The organism is Pseudobutyrivibrio ruminis DSM 9787 (assembly GCF_900218035.1).
Taxonomy (GTDB): domain Bacteria; phylum Bacillota; class Clostridia; order Lachnospirales; family Lachnospiraceae; genus Pseudobutyrivibrio; species Pseudobutyrivibrio ruminis.
On sequence record NZ_OBMR01000005.1, the window covers coordinates 134607 to 151471 of the forward strand.

At 38.0% G+C, this 16865-nt stretch carries 21 protein-coding genes and 6 tRNA genes; 2 read left to right on the forward strand and 25 right to left on the reverse strand.

Annotated elements, in window-relative coordinates; all coding sequences use genetic code 11:
• Window positions 1–2: 2 nt before the first annotated feature.
• Together CRN97_RS05590 and CRN97_RS05595 are read right to left on the reverse strand one after the other, a co-directional pair.
• Complete coding sequence (locus CRN97_RS05590) at window positions 3–674, reverse strand: DUF4956 domain-containing protein (RefSeq protein WP_074788716.1); 672 nt, start codon at window positions 672–674, stop codon at window positions 3–5.
• A gap of 20 nt (window positions 675–694) precedes the next feature.
• Window positions 695–1372, reverse strand: a complete 678-nt coding sequence (locus CRN97_RS05595) for a polyphosphate polymerase domain-containing protein (RefSeq protein ID WP_097076165.1) — start codon at window positions 1370–1372, stop codon at window positions 695–697.
• A gap of 182 nt (window positions 1373–1554) precedes the next feature.
• Here CRN97_RS05595 and CRN97_RS05600 point away from each other — a divergent pair, with 182 nt between their 5' ends.
• Window positions 1555–2112, forward strand: coding sequence for an alpha/beta fold hydrolase (locus CRN97_RS05600; RefSeq protein WP_097076166.1), 558 nt, complete (start codon window positions 1555–1557; stop codon window positions 2110–2112).
• Window positions 2113–2161: 49 nt separating this feature from the next.
• Here the strand turns inward: CRN97_RS05600 and CRN97_RS05605 are convergent, their stop codons facing one another.
• The 5 genes from CRN97_RS05605 to CRN97_RS05625 form a co-directional block, all read right to left on the reverse strand.
• The gene (locus CRN97_RS05605; protein ID WP_044937227.1) at window positions 2162–2530 is read right to left on the reverse strand and encodes a desulfoferrodoxin family protein; all 369 of its coding nucleotides are present in this window, start codon (window positions 2528–2530) and stop codon (window positions 2162–2164) included.
• 148 nt (window positions 2531–2678) lie between these two features.
• Window positions 2679–3662: an ArsR/SmtB family transcription factor gene (locus CRN97_RS05610; RefSeq protein ID WP_097076167.1), complete on the reverse strand. Its 984-nt coding sequence runs from the start codon at window positions 3660–3662 to the stop codon at window positions 2679–2681.
• A gap of 11 nt (window positions 3663–3673) precedes the next feature.
• Window positions 3674–4483 carry an ABC transporter permease gene (locus tag CRN97_RS05615; RefSeq protein ID WP_097076168.1) on the reverse strand — a complete coding sequence of 270 codons (810 nt, stop codon included), beginning with the start codon at window positions 4481–4483 and terminating at the stop codon, window positions 3674–3676.
• Entirely contained in the window at window positions 4480–5469 is a 990-nt protein-coding gene (locus CRN97_RS05620; RefSeq protein WP_097076169.1) for an ABC transporter ATP-binding protein, read from the reverse strand. The genes CRN97_RS05615 and CRN97_RS05620 overlap by 4 nt, the downstream gene beginning before the upstream one ends.
• 8 nt (window positions 5470–5477) lie before the next feature.
• Complete coding sequence (locus tag CRN97_RS05625) at window positions 5478–6290, reverse strand: ABC transporter permease (RefSeq protein ID WP_097076170.1); 813 nt, start codon at window positions 6288–6290, stop codon at window positions 5478–5480.
• Window positions 6291–6527: 237 nt separating this feature from the next.
• Between CRN97_RS05625 and CRN97_RS05630 the strand changes: the two genes are divergently transcribed.
• Window positions 6528–7562 carry a GGDEF domain-containing protein gene (locus tag CRN97_RS05630; protein WP_097076171.1) on the forward strand — a complete coding sequence of 345 codons (1035 nt, stop codon included), beginning with the start codon at window positions 6528–6530 and terminating at the stop codon, window positions 7560–7562.
• Window positions 7563–7623: 61 nt separating this feature from the next.
• On the opposite strand, the gene CRN97_RS05635 is transcribed toward CRN97_RS05630, so the two are convergent.
• The 18 genes from CRN97_RS05635 to CRN97_RS05720 form a co-directional block, all read right to left on the reverse strand.
• A complete protein-coding gene (locus tag CRN97_RS05635; protein WP_330400087.1) occupies window positions 7624–8217 on the reverse strand; it encodes a DJ-1/PfpI family protein in 594 nt (197 codons plus the stop codon).
• A 60-nt stretch (window positions 8218–8277) separates the two neighbouring features.
• Window positions 8278–8682, reverse strand: a complete 405-nt coding sequence (locus CRN97_RS05640; RefSeq protein ID WP_097076172.1) for a GNAT family N-acetyltransferase — start codon at window positions 8680–8682, stop codon at window positions 8278–8280.
• Window positions 8683–8692: 10 nt separating this feature from the next.
• Window positions 8693–9154, reverse strand: a complete 462-nt coding sequence (locus CRN97_RS05645; protein ID WP_097076173.1) for a GNAT family N-acetyltransferase — start codon at window positions 9152–9154, stop codon at window positions 8693–8695.
• 226 nt (window positions 9155–9380) lie between these two features.
• Window positions 9381–9671, reverse strand: coding sequence for a helix-turn-helix domain-containing protein (locus CRN97_RS05650; RefSeq protein ID WP_090485539.1), 291 nt, complete (start codon window positions 9669–9671; stop codon window positions 9381–9383).
• 333 nt (window positions 9672–10004) lie between these two features.
• Window positions 10005–10307, reverse strand: coding sequence for a type II toxin-antitoxin system RelE/ParE family toxin (locus CRN97_RS05655; protein WP_097076174.1), 303 nt, complete (start codon window positions 10305–10307; stop codon window positions 10005–10007).
• Entirely contained in the window at window positions 10300–10563 is a 264-nt protein-coding gene (locus CRN97_RS05660) for a type II toxin-antitoxin system prevent-host-death family antitoxin (protein ID WP_090394441.1), read from the reverse strand. Before CRN97_RS05660 ends, CRN97_RS05655 begins: the two co-directional genes overlap by 8 nt.
• 186 nt (window positions 10564–10749) lie before the next feature.
• Window positions 10750–10822: transfer RNA gene (locus tag CRN97_RS05665), tRNA-Lys, on the reverse strand.
• Window positions 10823–10874: 52 nt separating this feature from the next.
• Window positions 10875–10946: transfer RNA gene (locus CRN97_RS05670), tRNA-Gln, on the reverse strand.
• Between the two features lie 46 nt (window positions 10947–10992).
• Window positions 10993–11066, reverse strand: a tRNA-His gene (locus CRN97_RS05675).
• 28 nt (window positions 11067–11094) lie between these two features.
• Window positions 11095–11168: transfer RNA gene (locus CRN97_RS05680), tRNA-Arg, on the reverse strand.
• A 25-nt stretch (window positions 11169–11193) separates the two neighbouring features.
• Window positions 11194–11264: transfer RNA gene (locus CRN97_RS05685), tRNA-Gly, on the reverse strand.
• Between the two features lie 21 nt (window positions 11265–11285).
• Window positions 11286–11360 (reverse strand) — tRNA-Pro (locus CRN97_RS05690).
• Window positions 11361–11518: 158 nt separating this feature from the next.
• Window positions 11519–12790, reverse strand: coding sequence for a metallophosphoesterase family protein (locus CRN97_RS05695; RefSeq protein ID WP_179670689.1), 1272 nt, complete (start codon window positions 12788–12790; stop codon window positions 11519–11521).
• A 252-nt stretch (window positions 12791–13042) separates the two neighbouring features.
• On the reverse strand, window positions 13043–13474 hold the full coding sequence (locus tag CRN97_RS05700; RefSeq protein WP_044937196.1) for a flavodoxin: 432 nt from the start codon (window positions 13472–13474) through the stop codon (window positions 13043–13045).
• Between the two features lie 35 nt (window positions 13475–13509).
• Window positions 13510–14124: a DUF3793 family protein gene (locus tag CRN97_RS05705; RefSeq protein WP_097076176.1), complete on the reverse strand. Its 615-nt coding sequence runs from the start codon at window positions 14122–14124 to the stop codon at window positions 13510–13512.
• 193 nt (window positions 14125–14317) lie between these two features.
• On the reverse strand, window positions 14318–14674 hold the full coding sequence (locus CRN97_RS05710) for an ArsR/SmtB family transcription factor (protein ID WP_074788695.1): 357 nt from the start codon (window positions 14672–14674) through the stop codon (window positions 14318–14320).
• A gap of 11 nt (window positions 14675–14685) precedes the next feature.
• Window positions 14686–16557, reverse strand: a complete 1872-nt coding sequence (locus CRN97_RS05715; RefSeq protein WP_097076177.1) for a heavy metal translocating P-type ATPase — start codon at window positions 16555–16557, stop codon at window positions 14686–14688.
• Between the two features lie 9 nt (window positions 16558–16566).
• Window positions 16567–16785 carry a cation transporter gene (locus tag CRN97_RS05720; protein ID WP_044937188.1) on the reverse strand — a complete coding sequence of 73 codons (219 nt, stop codon included), beginning with the start codon at window positions 16783–16785 and terminating at the stop codon, window positions 16567–16569.
• Window positions 16786–16865: the final 80 nt, after the last annotated feature.

Consider the following 16865-nt stretch of genomic DNA (forward strand, 5'->3'; position numbering starts at 1 on the left):
CCTTATCCCATGTAATCGCCGTTATAGCTTACAAGTACTGCACTTTCCACTCCTGTCATATCTGATAACTCGTTAATGAAATCTGTGTTATCTTCCTTGAGTCTGATTTCAAGATTCAGTTCGATTTCACCCTTTCTAGCAGTCTTGCTCTTAACCACACACTTAGTTGTCTTCTCGTTTAAATACTGCATTGCCTCCTTCTCTGTAAGAGAATCCTCGCAGCGAAGAACTACAATATATGGATTAACATTTGATTTACGATTCGCAAATACGGTAATCATCACGCCGATGATCACACTACCAAATACTGCAAGTGGAATCATTCCTGCCGCAAGTACAATACCTGCTGCAATTGCCCAGAATAGAAAAGCAATATCAAGAGGCTCCTTGATTGCTGTTCTAAAACGAACGATTGATAAGGCACCGACCATACCTAACGAAAGAACTACGTTACTGGTTACTGCCAAAATAACGAAGGTTGCAATCATTGTAAGAGCTACTAAAGTCACTCCGAAATTTGATGAGTACATAACTCCTGCGTATGTCTTCTTATAAATAAAGAAAATAAATAAACCAATTGCAAATGATAATGCCATAGCTATTACCATATCTAAAACAGTTACACTTGTTACATTGCTTAAAAAGCTTGATTTAAAAATATCGCTAAATGTCATAATCTTCACTCCTTCTATCCTTAACCATAAATCCTACACTGTGCATATTTTGAAAATGCCTGTACTCTAGTTCCTGGGGTTTGAACTGCATCTCTAATGATTGCTGGTAGATATGCATCCCATTTCACTTCCAGAATAATCGGGGCATCTCCTGCTGGAATTGTTACACACTCCGGATTTAAAAAATCCGTCTTATTCAGCCCTGTTCTAATGTCATAATCCAGCGTTACTCTTACATTTCCAGGCCCATAAATAAATGGCTCTCTGGTGTAATCAACAATTGTCATAGGTTTCATTCCCTGATATCTCATCTTGCAATACAGCTCCTGAATAAGGGAATGTGGGGAATCAATCATCCAATCAATATCTCCATCAACAATTTTTTGTGCTTCCTCTGGTGTTAATGGAGCGCTGTATTTGGTTCCCAAACCATTTAATTTACTTTTCTTTTCAAGGTGAATAATTCTTGTGTCGAAGTTGTAATACCTTATGCGAAATTTCTCTCGCATATTCACGCCGTCCACTTTTTCACGAAGAGCCTTGTCATCCAGATTGTCAAAATAAAGACTTCGTATAAGATATTTTCCGTCGATTGTATGTGGATCAGGTGTGGCTATTACCGACATCCTCTGCCGTATGGCAAGTAAGTCAGCATAGGTAATAGCGTGTTTCCATTCATGCCTGTACCTCTTTTCCATAATTCGCTCCTATCTGTTGCTACTTCTGTATCATTTAGCGGTATATTAATCCCGTCAAGTGTGCGCAACATGATTGCAATGTGAACAAATCGGTACAGGTTTTGTGTTTTTTAGGTTTTTCTAAGGACTTTTGATTGCTATAATAGATTCGTAGAATTTTTCTTATTAATGAAAGGAACACTATGGATAAGAATTTAGCTGTAATATTTCCAGGAGTTGGATATCACTCAGATAAGCCACTTTTATACTATTCAAAAAAGCTTGCCAAGAATCATGGCTATGAAATAAAAGAAGTTAAATACACTTTTTCTAAAGATTTGAATTCTATTAAGACAGATGCCTTGCAGGCTGAAGCTGCAATCAATGAAGCTTTGGCGCAGGTTGTGGAGCAATTAAAGGATGTCGACTTTTCTTCCTATGATAATGTAATCTTCATCGGCAAAAGCATCGGTACAGCCATCGCTGCCAAATACGCCTTTGACTACGGCATCGACGCAGAAAGCATAGTTTTCACACCAATCGAAATGACTTTCGCCTATATCAATGCTTGTGAAGGCTTTGTCTTCCACGGAAGCGAGGATCCTCTTTGCGATACTGATATGTGTGTTCAGCTTTGTGATGAGCTTTCCATCACATATGCCGTCATTCCAGATGCAAACCACTCTTTAGAGACCGGTGATGTGGATACAGATATTCAAAACCTTCATAGAATAATGAAAATAGTTGATGGATTGTTTTAATAAAAAAAGAGCTTTGGATTATCTCCAAAGCTCTTTGCTTTTATTAACATTATGATTTCCATAATCCGTGTAAGTTGCAATATGCATAAGCTGCAACCACTGAATCGCCATCTGTAAGAGCGAACTGAGCGCATGGCTTCTGACCTGGCTCGAGGACCTTTCTCTGAGCTCCCTGCTTTGTTTCGATAGCAATCCACTCAATGTAGTGCTCTGGAGCCATTGGATGCTCTACAGAACCAACCTCTACAGTCACCACATTTCCCTCTACCTTGCATACAGGAACATGCTTTTCAACTGCACCATCAGATGTACCAGGAACAAGTTCCTTCATCTTCTGACCACAACATGACATTGGAGCACCGGACTCCTTAATCATACCAACAAAATTGCCGCAAACCTCACATACATAAAATTTCATACCTAGCCTCCTTTTACAAGATACTCCCCAACTGTAGCTTCATTGTAACATATGGGATTCCAATAGTCTTTAACTACACAAAAAACTCACAGATTATTGTGCGAAATATAGTTGTGTTAGTGATTAGGGCTATTATAATCACACATAATCACATCAAGTATTCATATATCCTATAAGTCAAGAAGTCTAATGCCTCCTCGGCTACTGAATAGTACATATAGTTTCCTTTTCTTTGTTTAGTGACTAGTCCACCTGCGCTTAGCACTTTCAATTGTTTTGAAACTGCCGCCTCTGAGATTCCAAGCTTTATGGCAAGATTTTGGGTGGTGTCTGGACGATGCTTTATAATTCTCAGAATCTGTAATCTGGTACCATCAGCAAGACCATTGTATAGCCGCACTAGTTCCTCTGGAGGACATGTCTGCACATTCTCCGCATAAAAATGCTTCACTGTCTGAAGAGATAAATTGTTGTCGCTACCCATAATCAGATGCGGACTTAAAAATACGCTGCCAGTCACGAAAATCTTATTTATCTCATCATATTTAAAGTGAAACTCTCTATTTTTAACAAATACAATCCCACTCTCGTTTACCTTTAATCTCTCATGAATATGTGATAATGATTTTGCAATCCCCTCTGCCTCCCAGGCCTTAAGCATTTTCTTAAGGGCTGTATTCATAAGGGGCTCCAAAATAATTATTTCCTGATAAAAGTAGGATTCATAAAATCGTCTTGATACATTGATGATTTTCTGCTTTTGTGTAGGCGTCACGCTGGTGCCATTATCACTAAAGACCTTTTTCCATTTATTGATTGAATAACCTTCTAGCGTGGTTAGCGCTTCCTCAATATTCATATCCCTCACCGGGTACGTGTCGAATGTGACAAAATCCATAGGTGCAAACCACTGATTTGTACACTCAGACAATTCCCTTATATCAGAAACCAGCTGCTCATCTACTATTTCTTTCACGCGCTCCCACCAATGAAGTCTCGCCGTATGATGTTCAGGATTGCAAATAACATGCATAGCTGCAAACATTTCAAAAAGTGGAGAAAAAAATATTTCTCCACTTTTCATATAAGTATACGAATCTTCAATTCTATCTGTACAGATGCCTATTTTCATATATATTCCTACTAAAACAGTACAACGTTACCTGTCTTTCTCATATGTTTTTCTACAACAACTATTGTAATCAAAGTTGCTGATAAAAGCACCACTATTATTGCAACACACGCAAATATCGTGTTTGAAATAGACGATATGCTTGCGCCATTTAACAGCACCTGTCGCAATGCCTCAAGAACATATGTAAGCGGAAATATTAAGCTTATGATTTTGGCCCATGCCGGGAAAATTGCTATAGGCACCTTCACCCCTGCAAAGATTTCCATAGGCTCTTCTAAAATAGTAAACAGAAAATCTGTATCCCTTGAATATAGAAAACAAGCATTTAAGAATACACCCCACAATAATGCCATTATAATAAAAAGCAAAAGTACTATTGATACACCTATCGTATTTACGTTAATGGAATCGCAATTACTAAATACAATCAAGAGTCCAAATATCAGCATTACTATAGAGCTTTCAAATACAGATGACAGTGCATTCCCCATTAATACTGCCAGTCTATTGGCTGTGGATAAATAAATGTATTCCAAAGTACCACTCTGCCGCTCCCTCGAAAAATTCCAAGCCGACTGAACAACAGATCTAAAAAAGCTCATAGCCATATAGCCTAACATTAAAAATACTAATATGTTCTTACCATTTATGTACGAAACCAGCGTCCCTTCCACGTCAAAAGCACTATAGCTATAATATGCTGATAAAAAGCTAAATAACGGCCAGATAAAAAGGGAAATGTAAATTGTACGATTATTAAAATAGTTTTTATGTTGTTTAACTGCCTCAGCCCACACAACCTTTAGGAAATATCTCATGCTATTTCCTCCTTTTGCATATCTTTGGAAAGTTTTATGACAGCCTGTTCTAAAGAAGGCTCCATCTTATGCAGCTCATTGATAGTCAGCATTTCTTGTATTGCAAACCCTGCCAGTACAGATGACAGTTCCATTTTTGATTCGATTACTGTTTTTCCATTTTCGAAGCTTATTTCTGCCTCGTTATCCACATGGCAAATATGACTTTTCAACTTTTGGTAAATAGCTTCATCCATACCTTTGGTTGAGAACTCATACTGATTACGCAAGAATACAAAATCTGTCAAATCCTTCTTGATCCCCTCAACCACAAGTTCACCGCTATTTACAAGATAAATATAATCGCATAATTCCTCTACCTCAGATAAGTAATGAGAAGTGAGAAGGATTCCCTTTCCATGTTCTTTTGCCAAACTCTTTATTTCACGATGTAGCTCCTGGGTAACCACTGCATCGAGACCTATAGTAGGCTCATCCAGAAAAATATATTTAGGATCATTTATGAGGCCTCTGGCAATCTGCAATCTTTGTTTCATTCCCTTTGAAAATGTTTCTACTGGAAAATTTGCTCTATCCTCTAATCCAACCAGCTTCAAAAGCTTCTCTATACGCTGCTTTAAAACAGCATTATCTATGCCATATAGCTGACCGTAGTACCAAAGATTTTCATATGCTGTAAGCCTCCAATAAATCATTCGCTCTCCGCCAGCAATCATGTTGATTTGCTTCTTAACCTCTGATGGATGTTTGATGGCATCCATTCCATCAAAACTATATGTTCCTGATGTAGGCTCTATAAGTGTTGTAAGCATCTTTATAGTAGTTGTTTTACCGGCTCCGTTTATTCCCAGCAATCCAACAATTTGCCCCGCATCTATTCTCATAGATATATCTTTTACAGCCTCTATTCTCTCTCTATGAGATTTGAAGAGCCCGTCTCTTCTTTTTACATCATATGTCTTTTTTAAATTTCTAACCTCTATCATCCTTTGACCTACCCTTCCATTTTTTCTAACGCTAATCTTTCCGCCTGCTTCATTAGAGGCATTCCGAATGCTATATAAATTGTTCCACTAATCAATGCCATCAAAGCTGTTTGGGTGAATTGACCTTGTCCCATGCCACCAAGCAATGCTGCTCTCATAAGAGAAACGCAATCTGTAACAGGGATCAGCTTTCCTAACAGTCTAAGACCGGTCGGTAAATACTCTATTGGAAATGTAATTCCACAAACCAAAAACATTCCTGTGAATAATGTGTTTTGCGTAATATAAGTATTTCTAGTATAAAGCATCACGCATCCCAGCATCAGTGATACCCCAAAGAAGCAATATAGCGACAGGACCACTGCTATCCCGAATTCTATTATGTTAAACTCATGTATTCTAAGGCCAAAGAATACTCCAATAAGTGTTGCTATTGCTGTTTCTCCAAAAGTGGTGATTGTCTGAAGCAACATATTGCCTAGGAAATATGCCACTCTTCTAAATGGAGCAAGCATCAGGCTTTCCAACGTACCTTCCCACAGTTCAGTCATCAAGGTTCTGCTAACATTCAGACATGTTCTAACAACAAACAGATACATAAGACTACCTACTATAGCGTAGCTCATATAATCACTTGTGCCTGTCAAGCCACTGAAGCTATCCGACAGCTGTCTTCTAAAAAAATAGTGATACATCAACCACGCTCCAAAGGTAGTGTAAAAAGAAGTCAATATACACCCCACCATAAAGCTGATTGGATAGACCCGCAGTCTTACTTGAAACTCCTTTTTAATGGTTGCTTTCAATACTTTTAGTTCCATTAATCCTCCTCTTTGTAATTAACCGTTTGGTTAATCATATTTTGTTTTTCAAAAATATATGGGATTATAAAGATGCAGAATTAGAAAGTCAATAAGAATTTGAGATATTAATGCATATTCCCTACGCTGTTTTTTAACAATTATATGATACTTTTATTTTGGATTGCTGCATGATGTAAGTAAAAAGTATTGTAATTACAATATTCTCATATATATGACATATGGAGGAGTACTGCAATGGTAATGAATTTAAGAAACGTTAAAATCATGGGAAGCATTTTTTCTTTCAATTTCATGGTTATCCATGCTATTTTCCTTTTTATATTTATCAAGTATTCAATTCCACCGATGGCAAAAATAAACGTTATCAGCGTATTGTTTTATTTCTTTTTAATATTTGGCTGTCAATTTGGATGGCTTAGATTATTTACAGTGGGGATATATCTTGAAGTTATTATCCATATGTTTTTTGCTGTAATTTATACTGGATGGGATAGCGGATTCCAATACACTATGCTTGGTATGAATGTAGTTGTTCTTTATTCTGAGTATGTTGGACGAAACTTAAAGATGAAAAACGTTATTCCAATGATGCCATTTGGCTTTTTAGGACTGGCTCTTTATCTTAGTTCATATATTATTGTTTATTTTAATGGCGCACCATATTCTCTGCCAAAAAATATAAACTTTTTCCTAAATATTATTCTAGGTATAGTGGTTGTTTCTATCACCCTGATTGTAGTTCAGATATTTATCCTGATTGTAATTTCTTCAGAAAAAAAACTAGAGTTTCAATTATCTCATGACCACTTGACAGGCCTTCCAAATAGATATTACTTTGCTGACAAAGTTAAAGAAATAAAGGAAGAAGAAGGATTAGAAGGATATTGGTGTGCTATATTTGATATTGATAATTTTAAAAGCATAAACGATACCTATGGTCACAATTGTGGTGACTACGTATTATCTACGCTAGGTGACATGGTCTTAAAAAGCGAAATTGATAATTGCTGCCGCTGGGGTGGCGAAGAGTTTGTGGTACTTGCAAAATTTGATAGTGAAGATGATGCATATGCCTATTTTGATGAGAGGCGAAAAGAGGTTGAAGCCTATGACTTTAAATTCAACGGATTTCCTTTAAAGGTAACAATAACCGTAGGTATGGCTGCTTGTACAACTAGCGACGCCCAGGGAAATGAAACCTGGATTAGCGAAGCAGATGAAAAGCTATACTACGGAAAGAACCATGGAAAAAATCAAGTCGTGAGATAAAAAGAAAAAGCCTCAATCTCCCAAAACGAGAGATTGAGGTCTTTTTTCGTTTAGTAATGAGTTAATAACCCATGCCCTGTTTAATTACATTAACTTTTTCTTCACCTATAAGAAGTTCCATTAACTTAAATGCTACTGTTGGTGCAGTCTGTGGGCAATAAGATGTGATGATATTATTATCAATTACAACCGGCTTATTAATAATGGTTGCTCCAAATTCTGCGAGCTCTTTTTGTCGATAACCATCTAATAAATGGTACGTTGTTGCATTTCTACCAACAAGAGCTCCACTTTTACCTACTGGAAGGGCTCCAACACAAACACTGGCTATTATTTTATTATACTCATTAAACTCTTTTATAAGAGCTAAGAATCTTTCATCGTAAGCCTCTGAGAAGTAACCATATACATAATCACCTCCAGGAATAGCTATAGCATCATAGTCAGCAACTTTTACTTCTGAAATTATCTTATCAGCGGTAATCTCTGCATTCCCAAAGGCACTTTTTATTTTATAATCAAATCCGCATATATCGATTTGCACATCATAATTATATTCACTTTTAGCCCAACCAGCTACATCGTAAAACGGAGCAAATTCCATCATTTCAAATCCATTGCAACAAAATAGTAAAATATTCATATCTGTAGCCACTCAGACTACCCCCTTCATAAATCTAAATTATCATAGAAGTTCCATATTTACAGAAAAAAATTATGTCCACAAGGATGTTATGAACATAGGTGATGCATCCTTACTTTTTTCAAAGCCACAGTTGTTGTAAAAGTTCATTTCATTGTCATATGCAATTACAGCTATTCTAAGATAGCTTTCGTACTTTTCTTTAATCATATCAATCAACGTTCTGCCAATCATTTGATCCTGATATTCAGGATTTACTAGCAAATAATGGACGTATGCATTCATCACACCATCATCCATGGCACATACCATTCCAACAAGTTTATCATTATCATAAGCTGAAAAAACGGTATTAAAATTTTTCATTGCAACACAGAGTTTTTCAGGATAATGACCTGACGACCAATCCACTGATAAAAATAATTCTTCTAGTTCATTTTTATTAAAGTTATGCTTATCTGTATATTTGATGTTCATTGTTGTCTCCTTAAACTAGTTCCATTTCAGATTCCATTTTTACAAAACCATATTTTTCATACAAAGGGCGTCCCATTTCAGTTGCCTCTAATGAAATTTGGTTAATCCCACGTTCTTTTGACACTTTAACAAGCATATCTAATGTTTTATATGCGATACCTTGACGTCTATAATCTGGAGACGTATACATATTCATGATATAAGCCTTCTTGCCGCTAGGGTTATGATAGGTAGGCATCACACTATAAAAACTAACGCCTCCAGCTCCTATGAATTTATCGTTCTCCATGACGAGAATTGCATAATGGGTATTATCCTCCAATGCTTTTTTGTAATAGTTATAGGATTCCTTTTCTACATTTGCCATATCCGTAGAAGCATCTAGCTTATTTGCTGCTCTTAAGACTTCAATACGAGATGTAGTCAATAAATCAAGATCATTCAATGTTGCAACTCTAAATTCCACTTTTATGTCCTCCTATGATTGTTTATGTTTTCAAAAGCATACACTAAGAAGTTGAATAAAACAAATATTTCTTGACTTGTCTTCCAATAAACTGTATAGCCTAACAAAGGATGTAGCCCAATCTGACTACCCCCTTCATAAATCTAAATTATCATAGAAGTTCCATATTTACGGAAATAATTTCATAGGCGCTGGTTAAACCATAGGTTAAACCTAATTTTCAAAACAAAAATCATTGTTTTGCTGTTCGTGGTACAAGTTCTAACTTCAACTGCATACCCAACCCTTCTGCAAGTCTTTTTACCATAGCAAGGCTAGGGTTACGTGTTCCATTCTCAATACGGCTAATATCAGCTTGTGTAATACCTGTTTTAGCTGAAAGATCCTTCTGAGTCATATGCTGATTAATTCGAGCATCAATCATTGCCTGAATTATATCGTACTCTGCTTCAAGTGAATCATACTCCGACTTTACTTCAGGGTCTTTTAATGCTTTTTCTTTATATTCTCTATAACTGCTCATTTACAATACCTCCGCTCATAATCAGCTTTATACTTCTTCGCTAATTCAATTTCTGCCTTTGGAGCCTTTTGAGTCTTCTTCTAGTTATAATATGTCGTATAGAACATATTGTCAAGTTATCCACTTTGCAATTATCCTTACAAATATAATTATAAGATACAGTTGTGTCCGTTTATATATACATGCGAAAAAGACCTTGAAGCAAAAGCTTCAAGGTCTTTCATTGCTGAGGCTGAGGAGGCTCGAACTCATCTCGGTCTCAAAAAATATTGAAAGAAAGGCATTTGTTGCCTCTGCATTTATAAGTTAAACCACAGGTTAAACCTATTATCACTATATATCTCTTCCCTGATACTGCACAGTAACAACCAAAACTCTACCATTACCTTCATCAATTCTAAATATAGCAATATAGTTATCAATAATTAATTGTTTATATCCTTTACCTGCATATCTACCAGTTATTCTATCTTGATGAGATTCAGGCAATGTATCGAGTCCGAGTATAGCTTCCTTTATTCTGTCAATCTGCCCCTTTGCATTTTCAGGAGACAACTTTTCATAAGCAATATACGCATATATTTCTTCTATATCCCTATATGCTCTTGGCATTAATTCTACACTATACTTATTCAAAATACTTTTTCTCCAATTCTGCAAAAGCATCCTTTGCATCTATTGTCTTACCAGTTTCAGCAAACTCCTGCTCCGCCTCAAAAATAGCCTGATCAATGCGATTTTCCCTTGCAAACTTCTCGTATAATTCTGCACTCATAACCACAAGATCACTATATCCATTTTTAGTAATAAAAATAGGTTCTTTTTTTCTATGTGCAATTTCTGATATTTCACTTGTATTTCTTAAATCTCTAATAGGCATAATTGTTGGCATAATAAACACCTCCTTATTTGTCTTTATTGTAGCATAATTATGCTACACTGTATATGTTTTTAATTTCTTAGTTGGTTACAACCTGTAACCAACTCGTGACAAATTGTCACGCTTTGAACTATCCGGATTTTGCGGATAGTTCATAAAACAAAAGCACGTAAGACAATCTTACGTGCTTTTCTTTGCTGAGGCTGAGGAGGCTCGAACTCCCGACAACCTGATTAAAAGTCAGGTGCTCTACCAACTGAGCTACAACCCCATATTAAATTGGTATGCGACTATTTCCAAAAGAAAAAGGCATAGACTAGAAACTGGGCTAGCTGGATTCGAACCAGCGAATGCCAGAATCAAAATCTGGTGCCTTACCGCTTGGCGATAGCCCAACAAAGGACTTAATTGCCCTTATTCAATTTGTTGCTATCGCAACAGGGTGGGTAGAGGGGTTCGAACCCTCGACCTTCGGAACCACAATCCGACGCGCTAACCAGCTGTGCCACACCCACCATACTGATAAAATATAAACCGTATAAATGTGCCAGAAGGGATTCGAACCCCCGACCCACGGCTTAGAAGGCCGTTGCTCTATCCAGCTGAGCTACTGACACATATGCAACATATTAGAAATTAAAAAGCGGGTGATGGGAATCGAACCCACGTATTCAGCTTGGAAGGCTGATGTTCTACCATTGAACCACACCCGCATAAAATGATTAATTTCCAAGTCGGGGTGACAGGATTCGAACCTGCGACCCCCTGGTCCCAAACCAGGTGCTCTAGCCAAACTGAGCCACACCCCGAAATAATTCGTTCTGCGTTTGTTGCGTATCTCTCTCGCGAACAATAGAGAGTATATATGAGAATCAAGGCTTTGTCAACAACTTTTTCAAAATTAAATTGTTAGATTTTATCGCGAAATATCAGATATTCCGACAACTTTTATCTGTGGCATATACCCTTACCATTTGATGGTGTATTCGCTGAAATTTTGCTGTTTTGACGCCTCCATTTCATCTGCTACTACCTGGAAGTATACTGGGACAAAAGAATCAGTTTCCTCCCACTGTTTATTTAACTCAGAATCCCACTGAATAAGATCTGGACGCCCTGCAATATAGTTTACATTAAAATCCGCAAAATACCCCGCCAAATCCGCAGAATTATCCTGTGTCTCCACAAGCTCCATGGCTTGCCTGTATGCATTAGTCCAAAGGAAGCCCTCAGCTGCAACAGACAGTTTTTCATCTGTGATGGTAGGAACCGCTTTATATGTCATTCTGCGCCCATTAAGGCTAATTTCTCCATGATAATTAGGAGCAGTCATAAGTGCCCCTGTCGCTATCTCTACAAAGCCATCATTGGACTCTTTAATGTGTTGTATATGCATATGGCCGGAAAGGTTCATAAGCACATCATATTTCTCATATAAATCTAATAGCTTGTCATTATTAATGAATGTCATTCCTTGGGATGTCAATTCACTGTGCTCAAGAAGAGTTTGATGAGTCACGCCTATTACATAAGCCTTATCTTCTTTTGCCTGTTTCAACTGCTCTTCTACGAAATCTAAGGTTGAATTTGTAAGTATTCCAGACATTCCTGGAACTGTGTTTACATCCACTACAAGAACTCTAAGATTTGGCGCAATCTCTGTTACATAAGAAAGAGATGTATCATCCCTGGCAACAGCGTTACTAAAACCATAATCACTGTATATGTCCAAAAATTCCGATGCATCTATACTATCCACAAGCTCATATGAATCCCCACTGAATTTGGCTGCCCTGCCTACAGTTAAATCATGATTGCCCGGTAGGGCTATAACTGGAATACCTGCATCACTAATAGCCTTAAGCTTATTTGCTAAGGCAATATGGCTGTCACGGGCGCCATTGAAAGTTATATCGCCGGACAAAATCAAAGCCGATGGATGAGCTTCTATTACCTGGCTTATGAACTCATCTGTAATCTCCTCACAGCCATACATATACTTGCCATCTCCTGACTCTACCATACGTTGATAGTACTCGCCGCCGTCTGTAAGATTAGGGTCGATGTAGTGAATATCTGTGGCCAGCCAGATGGAGATATTGTCTAAGTCACTATATTCCTTATATTGCTCTACTTTTGATGAATCTGATGTTTTTCCACCAATTCCAAAGCACACCAAAAGGATAGATATAATAGATGCTATTATAATAATTGTATAAATTAAACTTTTCCTATTCATATTGTAAAATATAATAGCATGCAACCAGAAAATCAAGTTTGAGTTTACAAGGACAGTCGCAGCCATTTAAAATTTGCCTTCGGCAAAGGCTGCTCCAGTATAACTTCAACTCAAATCAAGTTTGAGTTGAAGTTATATATAAATAAATACCTCCAGGCACTGGCATACCTGGAGGCTGTAAAAGGAGTCTAATAACTTCCCCAAGAAACCCGGTTAGAAACTCAGGGAAAGGAAATAAGCTAAAATATGAAATTAAACTGCTGCTAAAGCTTTACCAAGCTCCTGGCATGCAGCTTCTGCTGCTCCGTCTGGAGCGTCCTGGCAAATAACGCCTTCGCCGTTTACTACTGTTGCGCCTGCTGCTGTCATGCGATCAACCCAGTCGCGCATCCACTGACCATCTCCCCAGCCATATGAGCCGAAAAGACCGATTGTCTTACCTGAAACAAAGCCCTCTAAATCTGTAACAAATGGCTCCATCTCGCCTTCCTCAAGAACCTCAGCGCCCATCGCTGGACATCCAAGTGCAAATGCCTTTGCATTCTTGAGCTCATCTATAGAAGCATCACCAACGTATACTACGTTAGCCTCGCCGCCTGCTGCTGTAACACCAGCACCTACAGCGTTTGCCATACTCTCTGTATTACCAGACTGTGACCAAAATACAACATTAACCTTACTCATGACTTTAATCTCCTTTAAAATAAGATATTTTGACGTTAAACTGCCAAGGATATGACAGGCTTTGCATACGTATTTACGATATCTTTTAATGAATATCCTTTAAATACCATGCGAACCATATCATCTTTTACAATGTCAAATTTTTCAAATAACTTCTGTGCCTCAGTCGCATTTTTGTAAACCTTCCAATACCCCGACAGCACAAATCCGTCTCCTCCGTTTTGAATGAAGCCTACTACATCACAAAGCGGATATCCGAGGAACACTCCCATCTCATGAGGAAAATTATCCCTTTTATGAACATAAGAATCATATCGATTCTGGAAATTTCGAAGTGAATACCCAAAGGCATCTGTACGATATCCATAAGAGGAAAGAAATTCCTTTACCTCTGGCTTTGCAAGGTAGCTTATGAGCTTATCCCTATTAAAAACCAAAAAGATAACGCGATGTCTATCGTACACGAGGCGATACCCCAACAAGCCTGAATGCCTAAGAACAAATCTAACCTTATCTTCCTGATCTTTCGGAACAATGAGAAGATTTGAAGTTTTAAGGCCAGCTAATGTGGGAGCACACTGCAATACAACTTGCAACTCTACACATCGCCTGTCCATGGCACATATCATTTCAAATACTTCTTCGCACATAATGTTAGCTTCCTGTTCATATTCTAGTTAGCCCTTGCTAACTGTGGTTATCTTATACTAATAGAAGTTCGAAGTCAATACTTTTTTCACATTTTTTTCTTATTGATAAATTGTTTCGTTACAGCCTAAAAATTCAATAAAAAAGCTTCCTGTTCCTCAATCAAAGAACAGGAAGCCAACAACATTCTATATATTATTCTAAGATGTGATTTAAGCCTTGTGCCATAATGGTAACCACATGCTCATCTGCCAAACTATAATAGATTTGCTTGCCTTCGCGACGGCTCTTTACAAGCTTGTTTGTACGAAGAATCTGCAGCTGATGTGATACAGCTGATTGTGTCATACCAAGAGCTTCTGATATATCACATACGCAAAGCTCTGCCTCGAATAAAGCAATCAGGATTCGTACCCTGGTACTATCACCAAAAACCTTGAAAAGCTCTGCCAAATCGTATAAGACATCCTCATCAGGCAAATCGTTAAGTACATTTGCTACCAATTCTTTATGTACACACTGCTCTTCACAGCATTCTGCATGTTTAACCATTGTCAAACCTCCTAAATGTTCTTCACACGTAATGCGCGGATTGCGTTGAGAACTGCAATAACCATAACACCAACGTCTGCAAAAATAGCATACCACATATTTGCAATACCAAGCGCACCAAGTATCAAACATAATACCTTAACTCCGATGGCAAAGTAAATATTTTCATATACTATACGCATACATTTTTTAGCAATTCCAATTGCCTTTGAAATCTTCATTGGATCGTCGTCCATAAGAACTACATCTGCGGCTTCAATAGCTGCATCACTACCAAGAGCTCCCATGGCAATACCGATATCTGCTCTTGAAAGAACTGGAGCATCATTTATACCATCACCAACGAAAATCAACTGTTCATTCTCTGATTTGGATGCTAATAGCTCCTCTACCTTCTGGACCTTATCCCCAGGCAAAAGCTCTGAGCAAACACTATCAAGTCCTAAATCCTTTGCAACAATATCTGCTACGCTCTTGCTATCTCCAGTAAGCATAACTGTCTGTCTCACACCGACTCGCTTCATGTTTTCGATAGCTGCCTTTGAAGTAGCCTTAATCTGATCAGATATAAGAATGTAACCTTTATACTGTCCATCAATGGCTATGTAAATAACTGTACCTGGCTCATTTGCCTGGTTGAAAGCTGTGCCAACAGAAGCCATAAGCTTCTCATTTCCTGCATTTACAGTCTTTCCAAGAACTGTAGCTCTGATTCCATGTCCAGAGATTTCCTCCACATCAGTAACGTCGTTTGTATCGATAGGCTTTCTGTAAGCCTCCTTCAAGCTACGTGAAATAGGATGATTTGAATATACTTCAGCCATAGCAGCATACATCAAAAGCTCATCCTCAGAAATATCCTTTGGAACAATCTTTGTAACCTTGAATACGCCCTCCGTTAAAGTGCCTGTCTTGTCCATCACAGCGATTTTGGCCTTTGAAAGCATATCAAGGTAGTTTGAACCTTTTACAAGGACACCTTCCTTGCTGGCGCCACCAATACCTGCAAAAAATGTAAGTGGAATGCTGATAACAAGTGCACATGGACAACTGATAACAAGGAATGTAAGGGCTCTATAAATCCACTGGCCCCAGTTAGGATTAACACCGATAATAAGTGAAATCACTGGTGGAAGTACTGCAAGTGCTACCGCTGAATAACAAACAGCTGGTGTGTACACTCTGGCAAATCTTGAAATAAAATTCTCTGGCTTTGATTTCTTTGAAGATGCATTCTCCACCAAATCGAGAATCTTTGATGCTGTAGATTCGCCGAATTCCTTTGTAGTGCGGATAGTGAGAACACCTGACATATTGATACATCCGGAAATAACCTCGTCCCCAGGCTTTGCGCTTCTAGGAACGCTTTCACCTGTAAGGGCTGCAGTATCAAGAGTAGCTGTACCGTCAATAACCACACCATCGATAGGTATCTTTTCACCAGGCTGAACGATGATTTCGCTTCCGATTTCTACTTCGTCAGGATCAACCTGTGTAAGCTGACCATCCACCATTATGTTTGCAAAATCAGGCCTAATATCCATAAGCTGGGAAATGTTACGTCTACTCTTTCCAACAGCATATGACTGGAATAATTCACCAACCTGATAGAAAAGCATAACCGCTACGCCCTCAGTGTATTCCCCAAGTGCCATTGCGCCAATAGTGGCAACAGCCATAAGGAAATTCTCATCAAATACCTGCTTATTTTTAATTCCCTTAAATGCCTTCTTTAAAATGTCATATCCAATAGTAAAATATGGAATCAAAAACAGCACAAAGCGGATCCAACTGCCCTCTTCCAAAGGAAGCAACAACAGAACAGCCATCATCAAAGCTGCTGCAATTATTCTAATTAGTACCTTCTTCTGCTTTTTGTTCATATCAAACTCCTATAAAAAAATCTCGCAATCGTCCTCTACCTTCTTGCAGTTCTTAAGAACTTCTTCCATAACAGCCTTAACATCTGCTCCATCTTCGAACTCAACGTTCATTTTAAGTGCCATAAAATTAACTGTAGCATCAGCAACACCTGCTGTCTCCTTAGCAGCCTGCTCCATCTTGTTTGCACAGTTTGCACAATCTACATCGATTTTGTAAGTTTTCTTCATGATAAATTCCTCCGTCCCCCATTGGGTCTTCTTTAAATTTGAATATATGAATGATTGTTCATATGTTTGATTAAAATATA

Bases quoted from the DNA above. Each gene is read 5' to 3' on its own strand.
- CRN97_RS05710 (WP_074788695.1), bottom strand. From the start codon at position 14,674: ATGGTTAAACATGCAGAATGCTGTGAAGAGCAGTGTGTACATAAAGAA.
- CRN97_RS05700 (WP_044937196.1), bottom strand. From the start codon at position 13,474: ATGAGTAAGGTTAATGTTGTATTTTGGTCACAGTCTGGTAATACAGAG.
- CRN97_RS05615 (WP_097076168.1), bottom strand. From the start codon at position 4,483: ATGAGATATTTCCTAAAGGTTGTGTGGGCTGAGGCAGTTAAACAACAT.
- CRN97_RS05620 (WP_097076169.1), bottom strand. From the start codon at position 5,469: ATGATAGAGGTTAGAAATTTAAAAAAGACATATGATGTAAAAAGAAGA.
- CRN97_RS05630 (WP_097076171.1), top strand. From the start codon at position 6,528: ATGGTAATGAATTTAAGAAACGTTAAAATCATGGGAAGCATTTTTTCT.
- CRN97_RS05610 (WP_097076167.1), bottom strand. From the start codon at position 3,662: ATGAAAATAGGCATCTGTACAGATAGAATTGAAGATTCGTATACTTAT.
- CRN97_RS05695 (WP_179670689.1), bottom strand. From the start codon at position 12,790: ATGAATAGGAAAAGTTTAATTTATACAATTATTATAATAGCATCTATT.
- CRN97_RS05600 (WP_097076166.1), top strand. From the start codon at position 1,555: ATGGATAAGAATTTAGCTGTAATATTTCCAGGAGTTGGATATCACTCA.
- CRN97_RS05590 (WP_074788716.1), bottom strand. From the start codon at position 674: ATGACATTTAGCGATATTTTTAAATCAAGCTTTTTAAGCAATGTAACA.
- CRN97_RS05720 (WP_044937188.1), bottom strand. From the start codon at position 16,785: ATGAAGAAAACTTACAAAATCGATGTAGATTGTGCAAACTGTGCAAAC.
- CRN97_RS05650 (WP_090485539.1), bottom strand. From the start codon at position 9,671: ATGAGCAGTTATAGAGAATATAAAGAAAAAGCATTAAAAGACCCTGAA.
- CRN97_RS05640 (WP_097076172.1), bottom strand. From the start codon at position 8,682: ATGAACATCAAATATACAGATAAGCATAACTTTAATAAAAATGAACTA.
- CRN97_RS05625 (WP_097076170.1), bottom strand. From the start codon at position 6,290: ATGGAACTAAAAGTATTGAAAGCAACCATTAAAAAGGAGTTTCAAGTA.
- CRN97_RS05605 (WP_044937227.1), bottom strand. From the start codon at position 2,530: ATGAAATTTTATGTATGTGAGGTTTGCGGCAATTTTGTTGGTATGATT.
- CRN97_RS05705 (WP_097076176.1), bottom strand. From the start codon at position 14,124: ATGTGCGAAGAAGTATTTGAAATGATATGTGCCATGGACAGGCGATGT.
- CRN97_RS05595 (WP_097076165.1), bottom strand. From the start codon at position 1,372: ATGGAAAAGAGGTACAGGCATGAATGGAAACACGCTATTACCTATGCT.
- CRN97_RS05715 (WP_097076177.1), bottom strand. From the start codon at position 16,557: ATGAACAAAAAGCAGAAGAAGGTACTAATTAGAATAATTGCAGCAGCT.
- CRN97_RS05660 (WP_090394441.1), bottom strand. From the start codon at position 10,563: ATGCCAACAATTATGCCTATTAGAGATTTAAGAAATACAAGTGAAATA.